Genomic DNA, 15,604 nt, shown 5'->3' on the forward strand with positions numbered 1-15,604 from the left:
GACGGGCCGGCCGGCCCGTCACCGCACGAGCTTGGGGAGCACCTCGCGGCCGAACGTCTCGATCCACTCGCGCTGGTTGCGGCCCACGTTGTGCAGGTAGATGCGGTCGAAGCCCAGGTCCACGTACCGCTGGATCGACGCGCGGTGCTCGTCCGGGTCGGCGGAGATCAGCATCCGTCCGTCGAAGTCCTCGGGCCGGACCATCCGGGCGAGCTGCGCGAAGTCGTGGGGCGAGCGGATGTCGGAGCGCGGGAACCGCATGCCGCCCACGGGCCACTCGGTCAGCGCGTTCGCCATGGCCTCCTCATGGGTGGGCGCCCAGGAGAGGTGGAGCTGGAGCGCCTTGGGCATCTGGCCCCCGTCGCGACCCGACTCGCGGGCGCCGTCGGCGAACCGGGTCAGCAGCGAGGCCATGCGGTCCAGCGGTGCGGCCTGCGTGATCAGCCCGTCCGCCGCCCGTCCGGCGCGGCGGGCCGTGACCGGACCGGCCGTCGCGACCAGGATCTCGGGTGCGGCGTCGGGCATGGTCCACAGCCGCGTCGACTCCAGCTTGAAGTAGGTGCCCGCGTGCTTGACGTCCCGGCCGGCGAGGGACCCGGCGAAGAGCTTGCGGATGATCTCGACCGCCTCGAACATGCGGTTGATCCGCTCGGGCGCCTCGGGCCAGTAGCCGCCCACGACGTGCTCGTTGAGCGCCTCCCCCGAGCCGACGCCGAGCCAGTGCCGGCCCGGGTTCATCGCCGCGAGCGTCGCGGAGGCCTGGGCCACCACGGCGGGGTGCCACCGGAAGGTCGGCGCCGTGACGGGGCCCAGGTCCCCCGTCGTGTGCTCCGCGGCGGCCGCGAGCACGTTCCAGACGAAGCCCGCCTGCCCCTGCTGCGGGGTCCAGGGCTGGAAGTGGTCGGCGGCCATGACGCCGGAGAACCCGTGCGTCTCGGCGAACACCGCCAGCTCCACCGCCTCGCGGGGCGCGAACTGCTCGAGCATCGCGGCATAGCCGATGGTCACCACGCGGGACAGCCTACGTCCCGCACGTGTCAGACCCTCAGGCCACCCTGGTGATCTGTGGGTCTGACACCTCCAGGGTCAGAGGCGGCCGTGCTCCCGGAGCGCCGCGAGCGCGCCCAGCGTGGCCAAGCCGCGGGCGTCCACCGTCTGGCCCGGCGACCAGTGCAGGTAGTCGAAGTCCCAGCCGCCGTCGTCGAGCTGCTCCCGCTCCAGGCGGTCCAGCTCGGCCTGGATCAGCGGCTCGGGGAACAGCGCCCGGCTGGGCGTGCCGGGCCGCGGCGACAGCAGCAGGGGCCGGAGCTTCTCGTCGTCCTCCCCGCCCGAGACGGAGATGGTCCCGTCATCGGCCAGCGCGGGTCGCAGGCGCTCGACGGCGGCCGCGGCCCGGTCCGGCTCCGGCACGGCGTCCAGGAAGCGGAGCGCGAACAGCACCGTGTACCCGTCCGTGCGGTGCGCGCCGTCGAGCTCCTTCCAGCACCATGCGGTCGCGGCGTCGAGCCAGGGGTGCTCCAGGCCCAGCTCCCAGAGATGGGCGGCGATGGCGTACGTGAGGAACCCGTCGTCGTTGGGCCGCATCCAGGGCGCGGCCGGGTAGTCGGCGGCGGTGGGCAGCACGTGCGGCGCCCGGCCGTCGGGCAGCGCGACGCCGGACAGCCAGTCGGCGGTCTCGGTGGCCAGCACCGCCACGGCGGGATCGGCCGCGGTGCCCAGCTCGGCGAGCACCTCCAGCGCGGACAGTGCGCCCGAGACCTGGCTGTCGGGGCCGCGCAGGTCGGGTTCCAGGGCGTGGCCCCAGCCGCCGTCGTCGTTCCGGTAGGGGCGCAGGGCGTCCAGCACCCTGGTGGCCGGCGCCTCGCCGAACAGTGCCGCGAGGCGATGGCGTTCCAGCAGGCGGGCGTCGTCGTACACGAACCGCCGGGCCGCTGCGAGGTCGATGCTCGTCGATGTGCTCATGGGCTCGACGCTAGGCCGCGGTCAGGGTGGCGTCTTCCAGGAATCGGACGGGCGTGAGGCCGGTGAGCCGGCGCACCTCGTCCGACATGTGCGCCTGGCTCGCGTAGCCGGCCACGGCGGCACGCTCCGCGAGGGCCATCGGTACGCCGGAGGACAGCCCGGCCGCGCCGGACGACAGTCCGATCAGCCGCCGCAGCCGTGCCACTCTGCCGAGCATCTTGGGCCCGTAGCCGACGGCGTCCACGGTGCGCCGGTGCAGGTGCCGTTCGCTGACGCCGAGCTCCTGCGCCACGCCGGAGATGCGCGCCCCCGGTACGCCGAGCCGGCGGGCGGCGGCCGCGACCAGGCCGTCGCGCTCGGCCTTGCGCCGCAGAACCGCGCGCGCCAGGAGGTCCAGGCGGCGGGCCGGGCCGGCGGCGTCGAGCGCGTCGGCGAGCGCCGGGCCGGCGTCGGGCCAGATCGCGGCGAGGGGCACCCTCAGGTCCCGTACCTCTGACGCGGGCAGGCCCAGGACGGCGCCCGCGGCGCCGGGCCGGAGCCGGATGCCGCTGGTGGGCGACGGCGCGGGCCTCTCGCTCGGCCGGGAGACGACGGGGCCGGTGTCGGCGCCGACGATCACCAGCTCGCCGTCGAGCCGCACGAGGTCGACGCAGCCGTCCGGGATGATCCGTTGCTCGTGCCCCGGTGGCGCGTCGTGCTCCCACAGGCAGGCGACCACCGGCAGCAGGCCGGTGGGCGGTGCGAGCTCGCGGTACGGGGTCATGGCGGACACGCTACGCGCCGCCTCCGACACTCCCCCGTGTCAGACCCACAGGTCACCCCAGGGAACTGTGGGTCTGACAGGTCGGGGGCCGGGTGGAGTGTCAGTGGCGGGTGGCAGAGTCGTCCCATGCCCCTCGTACCGGCTCGACCGAGCCGCAGGCTCCGCCTGCCCCGCGACCAGCGTCACGGCCCGTGGCGCCGTCGCGCGCTGCGGGTCGGCGCCGTCGCGGTCCCGGCCGCGCTGCTGGCGGCGGGGGCGTCGTCGTACGCCGCGGTGGTCACGGGGCGGATGGCCGCTGACCCGGCCCGGGACACGCTGATCCTGCTCGCGGCGGTGAGCGCGGCGGTCGTGGCGCTGGACGCCGTGACGTGGCTGGTGGTGCAGCGCGGCGTCGCCCGCGCGGAGGCGGTCCTGAGGTCCGAGCTGGCGGCCGCCGCCCTGGGCCAGCCGCTGCCCGCGCTGGAGGACCAGGCGGTGGGCGAGCTCCTGGACCGCGTCAACGGCGATCCGGAGCGGCTCACCCGGGCGATCAGCGGGATCGGCATCACGCTGGGCCAGGCGGGGATCAGCCTGGTGGTGGGTTGGGTGGCCGCGGGCCTGGTCTGGTGGCCGGCCTGGTTCGCGTTCCCGCTGGTCGCGGCGGCGGTGCTGGTGTTCGCACGCCGGTCGGCGCGCCCGTTGCGTGACCTGAGCAAGCGCAGCTCGGAGGCCGGCTCGGAGCACATGGCGCAGTTCGAGGAGGCCGTGGCGGCCCGGGACGACCTGCGCACCGCGCAGGGCCAGCCGTACGTGCTGCGGCGGTACGCCGAGCTGGCCGCGCGCCAGATCCGGCTCCGGGAGGACTGGTCGGTGGCGTTCTCGCGCGTGCGGCTGCGCACCGAGCTGCCGCTGGACGCCCTGGTGGGCGCCGTGCTGGTGGGCGGGGTCTGGTCGGTGACCGGCGGCGCGCTCGACCTCGCGCGGCTGGTCACGCTGTGGCTGCTGGTGACGGGGTTCGTCGGCCGGGTCGACGTGCTCGGCCGGCTGCTGCCCCGGGTCGAGGAGGCGATCGGCACGTTCCATCGCGTACGCGACCTGCTGGCCGCACCGCAGGAGCCCGAGGGCGGCGCGCCGTTCCCCGTGCGGGCGGGCGGCGTCGAGGTCGAGCTGCGCGACCTGACCTTCTCCTACGGCGAGGGCTTCGCCCTGGGCCCGCTGTCCCTGACGGTCCCGGCGGGCACCACCTGCGCGCTCGTGGGGCGCACGGGCTCGGGCAAGACGACGCTGACCAAGGTGCTGTCCCGTGCGGTCGACCCGCCCGCGGGCAGCGTGTTCCTGGACGGCCGGGACATCACCGGCCTGGACGTGCACGGGCTGCGCACGCGGGTCGGCGTCGTGGGCCAGCGCACCGAGATCCTCGCGGCGACGCTCGCCCACAACATCACGCTGTGGGCGCCCGTTCCCGCCTCTCGGGTGGAGCAGGCGGTGGACGCACTCGGCCTGCGCGCCTGGGTCGCGGCACTGCCCGACGGGCTCGACACGCGTCTGGGGTCCGACGGCGTGACCCTGTCCGCGGGCGAGGAGCAGCTCGTGGCCTTCGCCCGGCTCCTGGTGCGCGACGTCGAGGTGGTCGTGCTGGACGAGGCCACCGCCCGCATGGACCCCGCGACGGCGGAGCGGGTCACCCTGGCCGCACAGGCCCTCCTGGCGGGGCGGACGGCGATCGTGGTGGCGCACCGGCTGGCCACCGCCCGGCATGCCGACACCGTCGCCGTGCTGGACGGCGGCCGCCTCGTGGAGCACGGGGCCTGGGACCGGCTCGCGGCCGCGGACGGCCACTTCGCGCGGCTGGTCGCGGCGGCGGGGTTCACGGAGACGGGACCTGCCGGGACAGGGCCGACTGCGGCTGTGGCCGCGGCGGCCGGGCTCGACCGGCAACCGCAGACGAACGACGGGCAGGTGACCGGCCGGGCCGCCGCCGACGGTCAGGGCGAGACCGCACGCGCGCCCGGCTCCCCCGGGGCCGAGCCCGCGCCACGCCGGCGCACCTCGATCGCCCGGGCCGTGTGGAGCACGCTGCGCGCCCGGCCGCACGGCATGCTGGTCCCGGCGGTCGTGTTCGAGGTGGCCGACTACCTGACCTCGACCGGCCTGGTGGTCGGCTGGCTGTGGGCGTCGACGGTGGTGGGCCTGGAGCAGGGCTCGGCGCCGTGGCTGCTCGTGAGCGCCATCCTCGCGGCGATCGTGGCCAACACCCTGCTCCCGCTCACGGTCCGGCTGACGAGCACCCGCTGGTGGGTCGACTCCCGGATGCGGCTGCACCTCTCCCTGCTGCGCGGGCAGACGGCGCAGCGGCGGACCGTCCGCGACGCGCCCGGGGAGATCGCGGCCCGCGCGCAGGAGGACTACCGGCTCACCGGCCACACCCAGGCGTGGACCGAGGTGCTGACCGCGCCGCTCACCCTCGCCGTCCTGGTGGTGCTGAGCGGCAGCTGGCTGGCCGGCGCGATCGGCCTGGCCATGGCGGGCGTCATGTTCGCGGCGCAGGTGCTCGGCAGCCGGTCGGTCGCCACGGCTGCGCGGCGGGCCGGCGACGCCGCCGCGGAGCTGGGCCGGCTGCTCGGCTCCGCCCTCGACTCGGTACGCACGGTCAAGCTCGCGTCGGCCACCGGGGGCGTCCTCGCCCAGGTCGCCAGGGTCGACGGACGCCGCGTGCACGCGTCTCTGGTCGAGGAGCGGACCAGCTTCCTGGTGGGACTGGCCCCGTCGGTCCTGAGCCGCGTCGCGACGGTGCTCGCCTGGACGCTGCACCTGACGGGCACGTGGTCCCTGGGCACGGCGCTCCTGGTCAGCACCTCGATCGGGACCTTCAGCTGGATCGGCTACAGCCTGGGCGCGCTGGTCACGAGTGCGGCGTCGGCCCGGCGCTGGGTCGAGGTCTCCGCGCGGTACGCCGGCACCGAGCGCCTCGCGGACGTGCCCCGCGACGTGGACCTGTTCGCCGGCACCGCCACGCCGCAGGCCGCGCCGGCCGGCCCCGGTGCCCCCACCGCCCCCGGTCCCCTGCGCGAGCTCCGTCTCGACGGCCTCAGCGCGACCCACGACGACGGCACCGTCGGCGTGTCCGGGGTGGACCTGACCGTGCGGCGCGGCGACCTGGTCCTCGTGGTGGGCCGCGTCGGCTCCGGCAAGTCGTCGCTGCTGGGCGCGCTGTCGGGGCTCGTCGACCTCGGTGGGCGGCTCGCCTGGAACGGCACGTCGGTCACGGACCCCGAGACGTTCCTGCGCCCGCCGCGCGTCGCGCACGTCGCGCAGGTGCCGCACGTCGTGTCGGGCACGGTGGCCGACAACGTACGGCTCGACCACGACCGCCCGGTCGACGGTCCCGTCCGGTCGGCAGGGCTGGACCGCGACGTCGCCGAGGCGGGCGGCACCGGCACGATGGTCGGTCACCGAGGGCTACGGCTCTCCGGCGGCCAGGTGCAGCGGCTCGGCCTGGCCCGGGCGCTGGCCACGGGCTCGGACCTGCTGCTCGTCGACGACGTCTCCTCGGCGCTCGACGCCGTCACCGAGGCGGAGGTATGGACGGCACTGCGGGCGGCGGGCACCACGGTGCTGGGCACCACGTCGCGCGCCGCGACCCTCGCCGTCGCCGACCGGGTGGTGGTGCTCGACGGCGGACGCATGGCCGCCGTCGGGCACTGGCACGACCTGGAGCCGAGCTGGTCCCACCTCGCCGGCTGACCAGCCAGACCGTCCCGCGCGTGTCAGACCCCGACGGCCCGCCGGTCCGCCCGGCGCGCGGCCTGTGCGTCCGGGTCCGCGACGGGCGCGGCGGCCACGAGGGCTCGCGTGTACGGGTCCTCGGGCGCGCCGAGCACCCGCGCCGTCACGCCGGTCTCGACGATGCGCCCCTCCCGCATGACGGCGACCCGGCCGGCCACGCGCTCCACGACCGCCAGGTCGTGCGACACGAACAGGCACGCGAAGCCGAGCTCGGCCTGGAGGTCGCCGAACAGGTCCAGCACGTGCGCCTGCACCGACACGTCGAGCGCGGAGGTCGGCTCGTCCGCCACCAGCACCTGCGGCCCGAGGGCCACGGCCCGGGCGATCGCCACCCGCTGCCGCTGCCCGCCCGACAGCTCGTGCGGGTACCGCGGCCCGTACTGCGGGCCGAGCCGCACCAGGTCCAGCAGCTCCCGCACCCGGGCCTCGCGCGCGGGCCGGTCCAGCCCGGAGTGCAGCCGCAGCGGCTCGTCGACCGACTGCGCCACGGTCCAGCGCGGGTTCAGCGTCGACGCCGGGTCCTGGAACACCACACCCGTCGCCCGACGCCGCTCCGCCCGCTGCCGGCGTGAGGCCCGAGCCAGGTCGACGCCGTCCACGACCGCGCGGCCCGACGTCGGGCGCAGCAGCCCGGCGACCACCTGGCCGAGGGTCGACTTGCCCGAGCCCGACTCCCCGACCAGGCCCAGCACCTCGCCGCGGCCGATCTCCAGCGTGACGCCGGCAGCCGCGACGACGGGGTGCCGGCCGCCGTAGGTGACGATGACGTCGTCGAGCAGCACGGCGGCACCGCCCGCCCCGACACCGTTGGTCGAGCCACCACCGCTGGTCTCGACCCGCGACCCCCGCTCCCCCAGCCGCGGCACCGCCGCGAGCAGCGTGCGCGTGTATTCCTCGCGCGGCGCCGCGAACAGCTCGCGCACCGGGGCCGCCTCGACGATCCGGCCGTCGTGCATCACCACCACGTCGTCGGCGAGGTCCGCCACCACGCCCATGTCGTGCGTGATGAGCAGCACGGCCGTGCCGCGCTCGTCGCGCAGCCCGCGCAGCAGGTCGAGGATCCCGGCCTGGACGGTGACGTCCAGCGCCGTCGTCGGCTCGTCCGCGATGATCGCGACCGGGTCCTGGGACAGTCCCATCGCCACGAGCGCGCGCTGGAGCTGGCCGCCCGAGAGCTGGTGCGGGTAGGACGCCGCGACCCGCTCCGGGTCGCGCAGACCCGCCTCGAGCAGCAGCTCGAGCACGCGCTCGTGCGCGGCGCGCCGGTTCGGCCGGTCGGGTCCGCGCAGGTGCGCCCGCAGCGCCTCGGCGATCTGGTCGCCGACGGTCAGCACGGGGTTCCAGGCGCTCATCGGCTCCTGCGAGACGAGCGAGAGCACCGCGCCCCGCACCTCGCGAAACGTCTCGGCCGACGCCCCGACCAGCTCAGCACCAGCACCCAGCCGGATCGACCCGCCCATCACGGCGGACTCCGGCAGCAGCCCGAGCACCGCCATCGCGGACACCGTCTTGCCCGAGCCGGACTCGCCCACCAGCGCCGTCACGCGCCCGGGCCGCAGCGTCCAGGACACGCCGTCGACGGCGGGCGCCGCGGCGTCGTCGAACACGACGGACAGCCCCTCCACCTGCAGGAGGGGCTGTCCGTCGGTCACCAGAATCTCGCTCACTGACCCAGCGAGACCTGCATGTAGTTCGGGTACGCCGGGAAGTCCGGGATCCGGAAGTTCTCGACCTTCGAACCGTGCAGGAACGAGTTCTTCGTGTAGATCAGCGGGACCACCGGGGCGTCGCCCAGGATGAGCTGGTCGGCCTCGACCCACAGCTTCGCGGCGGCGTCCAGGTCGGTCTCCTCGGTCGCGCGCTCGATCAGGTCGTCGGCCTCGGGGTTGGAGTAGCGGGCCAGGTTGTACCCGCCGTCGCCCACCTGCGAGGAGTCGAACAGCGGCTGGATGTTGCCGTTCGCGCTCGGGAAGTCCGGCTGCCACGACGACAGCGTGAGGTCGTTCTTCGAGCCGTCGCCCTGCGTGACCGTCTCGGTCCACACGTCGTCGGCCTGCGGCACGATCTTGACCTTCAGGCCCGCCCGCTCCAGGCCCTGCTGGATCGCCTGCGCCTTGGCGAGCGTGGGGGCGTCGTCGGTCACCACGAACCGCAGCTCGCGGCCGGACCAGCCGGCGTCGTCCAGCAGCTTCTCGGCCTGCTCGACGTCGCCCTCCGGGGCCACGTCGTTGACGCCGTTCGAGTACTCCTCGCGGCCGGGGATGCCGGGCGTGACGAGCGTGGTCGCGAAGTCGCCCGCGATCTCGCCGCCGGAGGCGACGCGGTAGGCGTTCTTGTCGACGGCCAGGCTGATCGCCTTGCGGACGTCGAGGTCGTCCAGGCCATCGGCCTCGGTGTTGATCGCGAGGTACGCGAGCGCCCCCGGGCCCGAGGTGACCAGCCGGTCCTTGGCCGGACCCTGCTGCACCTGCGCGAGCTGCGCGGGCGGCACGAACGTGGCACCGAACGCCGAGGCGTCCGCGCCGGAGTCGGCGATGAGCCGCTGGGCCACGACCGTCTCGTCCTGGCTCAGCTCGAACACGACCGTGTCCGGGCCGGCGGTGCGGGCCTCGTCCGTGGCGGCGTCCCACTCGGGGTTGCGCTCCAGGGTCACCGAGGTGCCCTCGACCGTCTCGGCGACCCGGTACGGCCCGGTCGCCACGGGCGTGGTCGTGTAGGTCTCGATGTCGTCCTTCGCCTCGGGCACGGCGCCGAAGGCGGGCATGGAGACGATCCACGGCCAGTCGCCGTAGGCGCTGTCCAGGTGGAACACGATGGTCTTGTCGTCCGGCGTCTCGATCGAGTCGAGCTCGTCGCCCTGGAACGGCCCGGTGTACTCGTCGGCCCCCTCCAGCAGGTTCTTGTGGTAGCTCAGGCCGCCCGACAGCTCCGGGGCGAACGAGCGCTCCACCGAGTACTTGACGTCCGCCGACGTGACGGGCGTGCCGTCCTCGAACTTGAGCCCGTCCTTCAGCGTGAAGGTCCAGCTCGCCCCGTCGTCCGACGGCGTGCCGGTGTCGGTCGCGAGGTCGGGGACCACCTCGGTGCTGCCGTCGGGGTTGGTCTTCCACGAGGTCAGCCGGCGCTCGACCAGGCCGAGCGTGGTGATCGCGAGGTTCTGGCTGGTGGCCGGGTCCCAGTTGATGGCGGGGGCGCTGGTCAGGATGTGCAGCTCACCGCCCTGCTGGACGGCGGTGGCCTCGGCGCTCGAGTCGGCGGCGGGCTGCGAGTTGGCGTTGCACGCCGTCAGCGCGAGCGTCGCGGCGACGGCGATGCCGGCTACCGCCGTCCGGCGGGCGGGCCTGCGCGAGGTGCGCGGTGCGTGGGTCATCTGGTCCTTCTCGTCTCTGGGGTGGAACGCGTCTGGTGCGGCTCGGGCCGCGGGGGTGCGGGGTCGTCACCGACGACATCGCCTGGTCATCGGGTTCTCCCTCCGCGCCGCACCCGCGGGTCGAGCACGCCGTAGACGACGTCGACCGCCAGGTTCGCGACCACCACGATGGCCGCGGTGAAGACCGTGACGCCGACCAGCAGCGGCACGTCGGTGCTGCCGACCGCCTCCATGAGCAGGGCGCCGAGCCCGGGCATCGAGAACACCCGCTCGGTGATGACGGCGCCGCCGAGCAGCGCGCCGAGGTCGAGCGCGAACAGCGTGACCACGGGGATCGCCGCGTTGCGCAGCGCGTGCCGGGTGACGACCCGGCCCTCGGTCAGCCCCTTGGCGCGCGCCGTGCGGACGTACGGCGCGCCGAGCTCCTCCAGCATCTGCGAGCGGGTCAGCCGTGCGTAGACCGCCGCGGACAGCAGCGCGAGCACGGCCCACGGCAGCGCCAGGTGCCACGCCCAGTCCACGGGGCTCTGGGCGAACGGCACGTAGCCGGACACTGGCACCATGTCGAGCGTGAAGCCGAACAGCAGGATCCCGAGCAGGCCCACCAGGTAGCTCGGCGCGGAGACGCCCGTGATGGCCGCGACCATGAGGCCGCGGTCCAGCGGGGTGCCGCGGCGCACGGCGGCCACGGCGCCCGCCCCGACGCCGACCACGAGCCACAGCACCGCGGCGCCGATCGCGAGCGAGGCCGTGACGCCGAAGCGCCCCACGACCAGCTCCGTGACCGGCGTGTTCCGCGCGAAGGAGTAGCCGAGGCAGGGGCGCGGGCAGTCGATGGTCGCGCCCGCCGAGCCGAAGGTGCGGCCCGTGAACACGCCCCGCACGAAGTCCCACCACTGCTGGACCACGGGTGCGTCGAGGCCCATGAAGGCGCGCGCCGTCTCCAGCCGCTCGGGCGTGCACGGCTTGCCGCACGCGAGCGCGGCCGGGTCGGCGGGCAGCAGCACGAACAGCGCGTAGGTGAGGAACGAGACGGTGAGCAGCACGAACGCGAGCGTCGCGAGGCGGGTGGCGAGGAACCGGACGAGCGTCATCGGGCACCTCCGCGCCGGCGGCGCTTCCGGGAGCCGCCGCGCGGGTCGAGCGCGTCGCGCAGCCCGTCGCCGAACGCGTTGAACGCGAGCGTGACGCCGAACAGCGCGAGCCCGGGGAACAAGAGGTACACGGGGTCGACGGCGAACCAGGTCACGGCGTCGCCGATAGACCGCCCCCACGACGGGGTGGGCGGCGGCACGCCGACGCCCAGGAACGACAGCGCCGCCTCGGCGCCGATGGCGCCCGGGATCGAGATGGTCGTGAACACCACCACGGTGGAGGCGAGGTTGGGCAGCACCTGGCGGAACAGCACGTGGGCGTGCGAGGCCCCGAGCGCGCGGGAGGCCCGCACGAACCCGGAGGCGCGCAGCGCCATGGTCTGGCCGCGCACCACCCGCGCGATGGACGACCAGCCGAACAGGCCGATCACCAGCACCAGGAGCAGCAGCCGCGGGAACCAGTCGGGCGCGACGGCGCCGACGGCGATCATGAAGACCAGCGCGGGCAGCCCGATCAGGACGTCGATCAGGCGGGCGACGACCCAGTCCACCCAGCCGCCGAAGTAGCCCGCGACCAGGCCGAGCACCGTCCCGACCAGCATCGACACGACCGTCGCGCCGATCCCGACGAGCAGCGAGGTGCGCGAGCCCATGACCACGATCGCGAACAGGTCGCGGCCCGTGAGCGGCTCGACGCCGAACCAGTGCTCGGCGCTGACGCCGCCGAGCGGCCCGGCGGGCGCGCCGGTGGGGCCGAGCGCGTCCAGGTCGTAGGTGTAGGGGTCGACGCCCAGCGCCCGGGTGATCAGGGGCGCGGCCAGCGCCACCAGCGCGTACGCCACGACCACGACGGCGCCCACGAGCGCGAACCGGTCCCGGGCCAGCCGGCGCCACAGCGGCACGCGGCCGGCGACGGCGGCCGACGCGGTCGGTGCGACCGGCTCGGCGGAGCGGTCGAGCGACATGGGACTCCTAGGGACGACGGGACATGACGGGAAGGCGGTGCTGCGAGCACCGACAACACGACATGCGCACGATTCGTCTCCTGGCTGCGTCCGACCGCCAGGGCATGACCGCCCTGACCGGTGTGCCCTGTTCGGGCCGAGCAGAACCATAGTCCATGCCTCTGGCACCTATCGACCATCTCGAACGATCTGTGGCGCACGTCTCGCCCGCGCACGCCGCGCGCACCACCGTCGCGACCTGTGGAAAACGTGCGCTTCGGCTTGCTCGAATCTGGGACACTGGTGCGCATGAGCATTCCCGCCTCCACCGGGCCGACGGACCCGGCTGCGACCACACCCGCACCTGACACGACACCGACCCACGCCGCCGCCGCGGTACCGGGCGCCGAGGTCGTACGCGCGGTGGTCAAGGAGGTACCGGACAAGGTCAGCACGGACGGCCTCGAGGCCAAGTTCGACGAGCGCTGGACCGCCGAGCAGACCTTCGCCTTCGACCGCACCAAGACCCGTTCCGAGGTCTACTCGATCGACACCCCGCCGCCCACGGTCTCGGGCTCCCTGCACGTGGGGCACGTGTTCAGCTACACGCACACCGACATCGTGGCGCGCTACAAGCGCATGCGCGGCCTCGAGGTCTTCTACCCCATGGGCTGGGACGACAACGGCCTGCCCACCGAGCGCCGCGTGCAGAACTACTACGGCGTGCGCGTGGACCTGTCGCTGCCCTACGACCCCGACTTCGAGCCGCCGTTCGAGGGCACCGACAAGAACGTCAAGGCCGCCGACCAGGTGCCGGTCAGCCGGCGCAACTTCGTCGAGCTGTGCGAGCGGCTCACGGCCGAGGACGAGAAGGAGTTCGAGGAGCTCTGGCGCCGCCTGGGCGTCTCCGTGGACTGGGCGCAGACGTACCAGACCATCGGCGACTCCTCGCGCGCCACCGCGCAGCGTGCCTTCGTGCGCAACTTTCAGCGCGGCGAGGCCTACCAGGCCGAGGCGCCGGGGCTGTGGGACGTCACGTTCCAGACCGCGGTGGCCCAGGCCGAGCTGGAGGCCCGCGACTACCCGGGCCACTTCCACAAGGTCGCCTTCCACCAGACGAACGGCGAGCCCGTCTACATCGAGACCACCCGCCCGGAGCTGATCCCCGCGGTGGTCGCGCTGATCGCGCACCCGGACGACGAGCGCTACCAGCACCTGTTCGGCACCACGGTGACCTCCCCGCTGTTCGGCGTCGAGGTCCCGGTGCTGGCGCACCACCTGGCGGAGCCCGACAAGGGCGCCGGCATCGCGATGTGCTGCACCTTCGGCGACCTGACGGACGTGCAGTGGTGGCGCGAGCTGCAGCTGCCCACGCGCTCGATCATCAACCGCGACGGCCGCATCACCCGCGAGGTGCCGCAGTGGCTCGCGGGCGGCCCGGGCGCCGAGCTGTTCGAGGCCGAGGTGGCCGGCAAGACGACCTTCAGCGCCCGCAAGGCCATCGTCGACGCGCTGACCGCGTCGGGCGACATGCCGACCGAGCCGGTCGCCACGCAGCGAAAGGCGAACTTCTTCGAGAAGGGCGACAAGCCCCTCGAGATCGTGACCTCGCGCCAGTGGTACATCCGCAACGGCGGTCGCGACCAGGAGCTCCGCGAGGAGCTGCTGGCCCGGGGCAAGGAGCTCGACTTCCACCCCGACTTCATGCGGGTGCGCTACCAGAACTGGGTCAACGGCCTGAACGGCGACTGGCTGGTCAGCCGGCAGCGCTTCTTCGGCGTCGCGATCCCGCTCTGGTACCCGATCGACGCGTCGGGCGAGGTGGACTACGCCAACCCGATCGTCCCGGCCGAGGACATCCTGCCCGTCGACCCGACGTCGCAGGCGCCCGCCGGCTACTCGGAGGAGCAGCGCGGCCAGGCCGGCGGCTTCGTGGGCGACGCCGACGTCATGGACACCTGGGCCACCTCGTCCCTGACCCCGCAGATCGTGTCGGGCTGGGAGCGGGACAACGACCTGTTCGAGCGCGTGTACCCGATGGACCTGCGGCCCCAGGGCCAGGACATCATCCGCACGTGGCTCTTCTCCACCGTGGTGCGCTCGCACCTGGAGAACAAGGTGCTGCCCTGGAAGAACGCGACCATCAGCGGCTGGATCCTCGACCCGGACCGCAAGAAGATGTCCAAGTCCAAGGGCAACGTCGTCACGCCGATGGGCCTGCTCGAGGAGCACGGCTCGGACGCGGTGCGGTACTGGGCGGCCTCGGCGCGCCTGGGCACCGACGCGGCGTTCGAGGTGGGCCAGATGAAGATCGGTCGCCGTCTGGCGATCAAGGTCCTCAACGCCTCGAAGTTCGCGCTGTCGTTCGGCGGCGGCGCGGGCAGCGAGATCGCGCTCGACCCGGCGGTGGTCACGGTCTCCCTGGACCGGTCCATGCTCGCTGGCCTGGCCGGTGTGGTCGAGCAGGCCACGGCCGCGCTCGAGACCTACGACCACACGCGTGCGCTCGAGGCGACCGAGACGTTCTTCTGGACGTTCTGCGACGACTACCTCGAGCTCGTCAAGGACCGCGCGTACGGTGCGGGCGCCGACGCCGACGAGGTCTCCCCGGAGACCACCTCGGCCCGCACCGCGCTGGCCATCGCGCTGGACACGATGCTGCGCCTCCTGGCGCCCTACCTCCCGTTCGCCACGGAGGAGGTCTGGTCCTGGTGGCGCGAGGGCTCGGTGCACCGCGCGCCGTGGCCCGTCGCGGCGCCGCTGCGTGCGGCCGGCGGCGACGCCGACCCGGCCGACCTCGCGGCCGCCGGGCACGCGCTCGCCGCGCTGCGCAAGGTGAAGTCCGAGGCCAAGGCGTCGATGCGCACGCCCATCGTGGCGGCGTCGCTGGCCGTCCCGGCCGCCTCGCTGACCGCCGTCGAGACCGCGGTCGAGGACGTCAAGGCCGCCGGCCGCGTCACCGGCCCGCTCGACCTGGTCGCCGCCGCGGAGGACCAGGGCGACCCGGCCGTCCAGGGCGGGATCGTCGTCACGGCGAGCGAGCTGGGCGAGGCCCCGCCGCGCAACAAGGGCTGACGCCTCCGTAGGACCGAGGCAGAACCTCGCCGCTGGAAAGGGCCCGGAGCGCTGACAGCGCTCCGGGCCCTTTCGCCTGGTTCTTCCTGCCCGACGGGCGGCCGGCTCAGTTGAGCATCAGCACCACCGCGTCGCCCGCCTCGGCCGCCGCGCCGTAGAACGCGGCGAGCTCGGCGTAGGCCTCCGCCAGCCGCTCCGGGTCGGTCTCCGCCGCGTGCTCGCCCGGGTCCGGGCAGACGTCCTCGTCGCACACGTGGTCGGCGGCGAGCGGCGCCAAGGCGTCGAACGACGTGCCGACCAGGAACGCGGCCGCCTTCTCCACGTCCTCCGGGCCCAGATAGCGCGCCGGCGTGATCCCGCCGGTCGACGCGAGCTCGGCGCCGCCGTGCACCGGGTCGACCGGCATGCCGCCGTGCACCCGCAGCACCGTGTGGAGCGGACCCCACACGGTGCCGATGCTGAAGTACCTCGCCTCCTTTGCCGGAAGGTCCACCTGCGTCCACTCGCCTGCGAGCTCGTCGATGTGCTCCAGCGCCCAGGTCAGGTCTGTACGTGCCTTGTCGAAGTCATCGGCGGCAAGCCGCGCGTACTCACAATGAATCATCCCCATGGCCCGAGACCGTACCGATAA

General features: G+C 74.2%; 10 protein-coding genes. 2 read left to right on the forward strand and 8 right to left on the reverse strand.

Going from position 1 to position 15,604, the window contains the following annotated elements; translation table 11 throughout:
* Positions 1-18: 18 nt before the first annotated feature.
* From H291_RS0120700 to H291_RS0120710, 3 genes are all read right to left on the reverse strand, one after another.
* Positions 19-1,011: a TIGR03557 family F420-dependent LLM class oxidoreductase gene (locus tag H291_RS0120700; RefSeq protein ID WP_020016937.1), complete on the reverse strand. Its 993-nt coding sequence runs from the start codon at positions 1,009-1,011 to the stop codon at positions 19-21.
* A gap of 75 nt (positions 1,012-1,086) precedes the next feature.
* On the reverse strand, positions 1,087-1,962 hold the full coding sequence (locus tag H291_RS0120705; RefSeq protein ID WP_020016938.1) for a hypothetical protein: 876 nt from the start codon (positions 1,960-1,962) through the stop codon (positions 1,087-1,089).
* A gap of 10 nt (positions 1,963-1,972) precedes the next feature.
* Positions 1,973-2,725 carry an AraC family transcriptional regulator gene (locus tag H291_RS0120710; RefSeq protein ID WP_020016939.1) on the reverse strand — a complete coding sequence of 251 codons (753 nt, stop codon included), beginning with the start codon at positions 2,723-2,725 and terminating at the stop codon, positions 1,973-1,975.
* Positions 2,726-2,851: 126 nt separating this feature from the next.
* On the opposite strand from H291_RS0120710, the gene H291_RS0120715 reads away from it, so the two are divergent.
* The gene (locus tag H291_RS0120715; protein ID WP_020016940.1) at positions 2,852-6,448 is read left to right on the forward strand and encodes an ATP-binding cassette domain-containing protein; all 3,597 of its coding nucleotides are present in this window, start codon (positions 2,852-2,854) and stop codon (positions 6,446-6,448) included.
* Positions 6,449-6,471: 23 nt separating this feature from the next.
* On the opposite strand, the gene H291_RS0120720 is transcribed toward H291_RS0120715, so the two are convergent.
* The 4 genes from H291_RS0120720 to H291_RS0120735 all read right to left on the reverse strand — a co-directional run bounded on the left by H291_RS0120720 (position 6,472) and on the right by H291_RS0120735 (position 11,919).
* Entirely contained in the window at positions 6,472-8,142 is a 1,671-nt protein-coding gene (locus H291_RS0120720) for a dipeptide ABC transporter ATP-binding protein (RefSeq protein WP_232216130.1), read from the reverse strand.
* 11 nt (positions 8,143-8,153) lie between these two features.
* A complete protein-coding gene (locus H291_RS0120725) occupies positions 8,154-9,860 on the reverse strand; it encodes an ABC transporter substrate-binding protein (RefSeq protein ID WP_020016942.1) in 1,707 nt (568 codons plus the stop codon).
* Between the two features lie 86 nt (positions 9,861-9,946).
* Positions 9,947-10,954 (reverse strand): ABC transporter permease, encoded by a 1,008-nt coding sequence (locus H291_RS0120730; protein WP_020016943.1) that lies wholly within the window; start codon positions 10,952-10,954, stop codon positions 9,947-9,949.
* Positions 10,951-11,919 (reverse strand): ABC transporter permease, encoded by a 969-nt coding sequence (locus H291_RS0120735; RefSeq protein WP_020016944.1) that lies wholly within the window; start codon positions 11,917-11,919, stop codon positions 10,951-10,953. The genes H291_RS0120730 and H291_RS0120735 overlap by 4 nt, the downstream gene beginning before the upstream one ends.
* A gap of 288 nt (positions 11,920-12,207) precedes the next feature.
* Between H291_RS0120735 and valS the strand changes: the two genes are divergently transcribed.
* A complete protein-coding gene (gene valS / locus H291_RS0120740) occupies positions 12,208-14,973 on the forward strand; it encodes a valine--tRNA ligase (protein WP_020016945.1) in 2,766 nt (921 codons plus the stop codon).
* Positions 14,974-15,079: 106 nt separating this feature from the next.
* On the opposite strand, the gene H291_RS0120745 is transcribed toward valS, so the two are convergent.
* Positions 15,080-15,583 carry a DUF1877 family protein gene (locus H291_RS0120745; RefSeq protein ID WP_020016946.1) on the reverse strand — a complete coding sequence of 168 codons (504 nt, stop codon included), beginning with the start codon at positions 15,581-15,583 and terminating at the stop codon, positions 15,080-15,082.
* Positions 15,584-15,604: the final 21 nt, after the last annotated feature.

The sequence above is a fragment of the Promicromonospora sukumoe 327MFSha3.1 genome, assembly GCF_000385135.1.
In the GTDB taxonomy this organism is placed as follows: Bacteria; Actinomycetota; Actinomycetes; order Actinomycetales; family Cellulomonadaceae; genus Promicromonospora; species Promicromonospora sukumoe_B.

What these genes read in the sequence shown, in the direction of transcription:
- H291_RS0120705 (WP_020016938.1), bottom strand. Translation starts at nt 1,962, where the DNA reads ATGAGCACATCGACGAGCATCGACCTCGCAGCGGCCCGGCGGTTCGTG.
- H291_RS0120710 (WP_020016939.1), bottom strand. Translation starts at nt 2,725, where the DNA reads ATGACCCCGTACCGCGAGCTCGCACCGCCCACCGGCCTGCTGCCGGTG.
- H291_RS0120715 (WP_020016940.1), top strand. Translation starts at nt 2,852, where the DNA reads ATGCCCCTCGTACCGGCTCGACCGAGCCGCAGGCTCCGCCTGCCCCGC.
- H291_RS0120725 (WP_020016942.1), bottom strand. Translation starts at nt 9,860, where the DNA reads ATGACCCACGCACCGCGCACCTCGCGCAGGCCCGCCCGCCGGACGGCG.
- H291_RS0120730 (WP_020016943.1), bottom strand. Translation starts at nt 10,954, where the DNA reads ATGACGCTCGTCCGGTTCCTCGCCACCCGCCTCGCGACGCTCGCGTTC.
- H291_RS0120735 (WP_020016944.1), bottom strand. Translation starts at nt 11,919, where the DNA reads ATGTCGCTCGACCGCTCCGCCGAGCCGGTCGCACCGACCGCGTCGGCC.
- valS (WP_020016945.1), top strand. Translation starts at nt 12,208, where the DNA reads ATGAGCATTCCCGCCTCCACCGGGCCGACGGACCCGGCTGCGACCACA.
- H291_RS0120745 (WP_020016946.1), bottom strand. Translation starts at nt 15,583, where the DNA reads ATGGGGATGATTCATTGTGAGTACGCGCGGCTTGCCGCCGATGACTTC.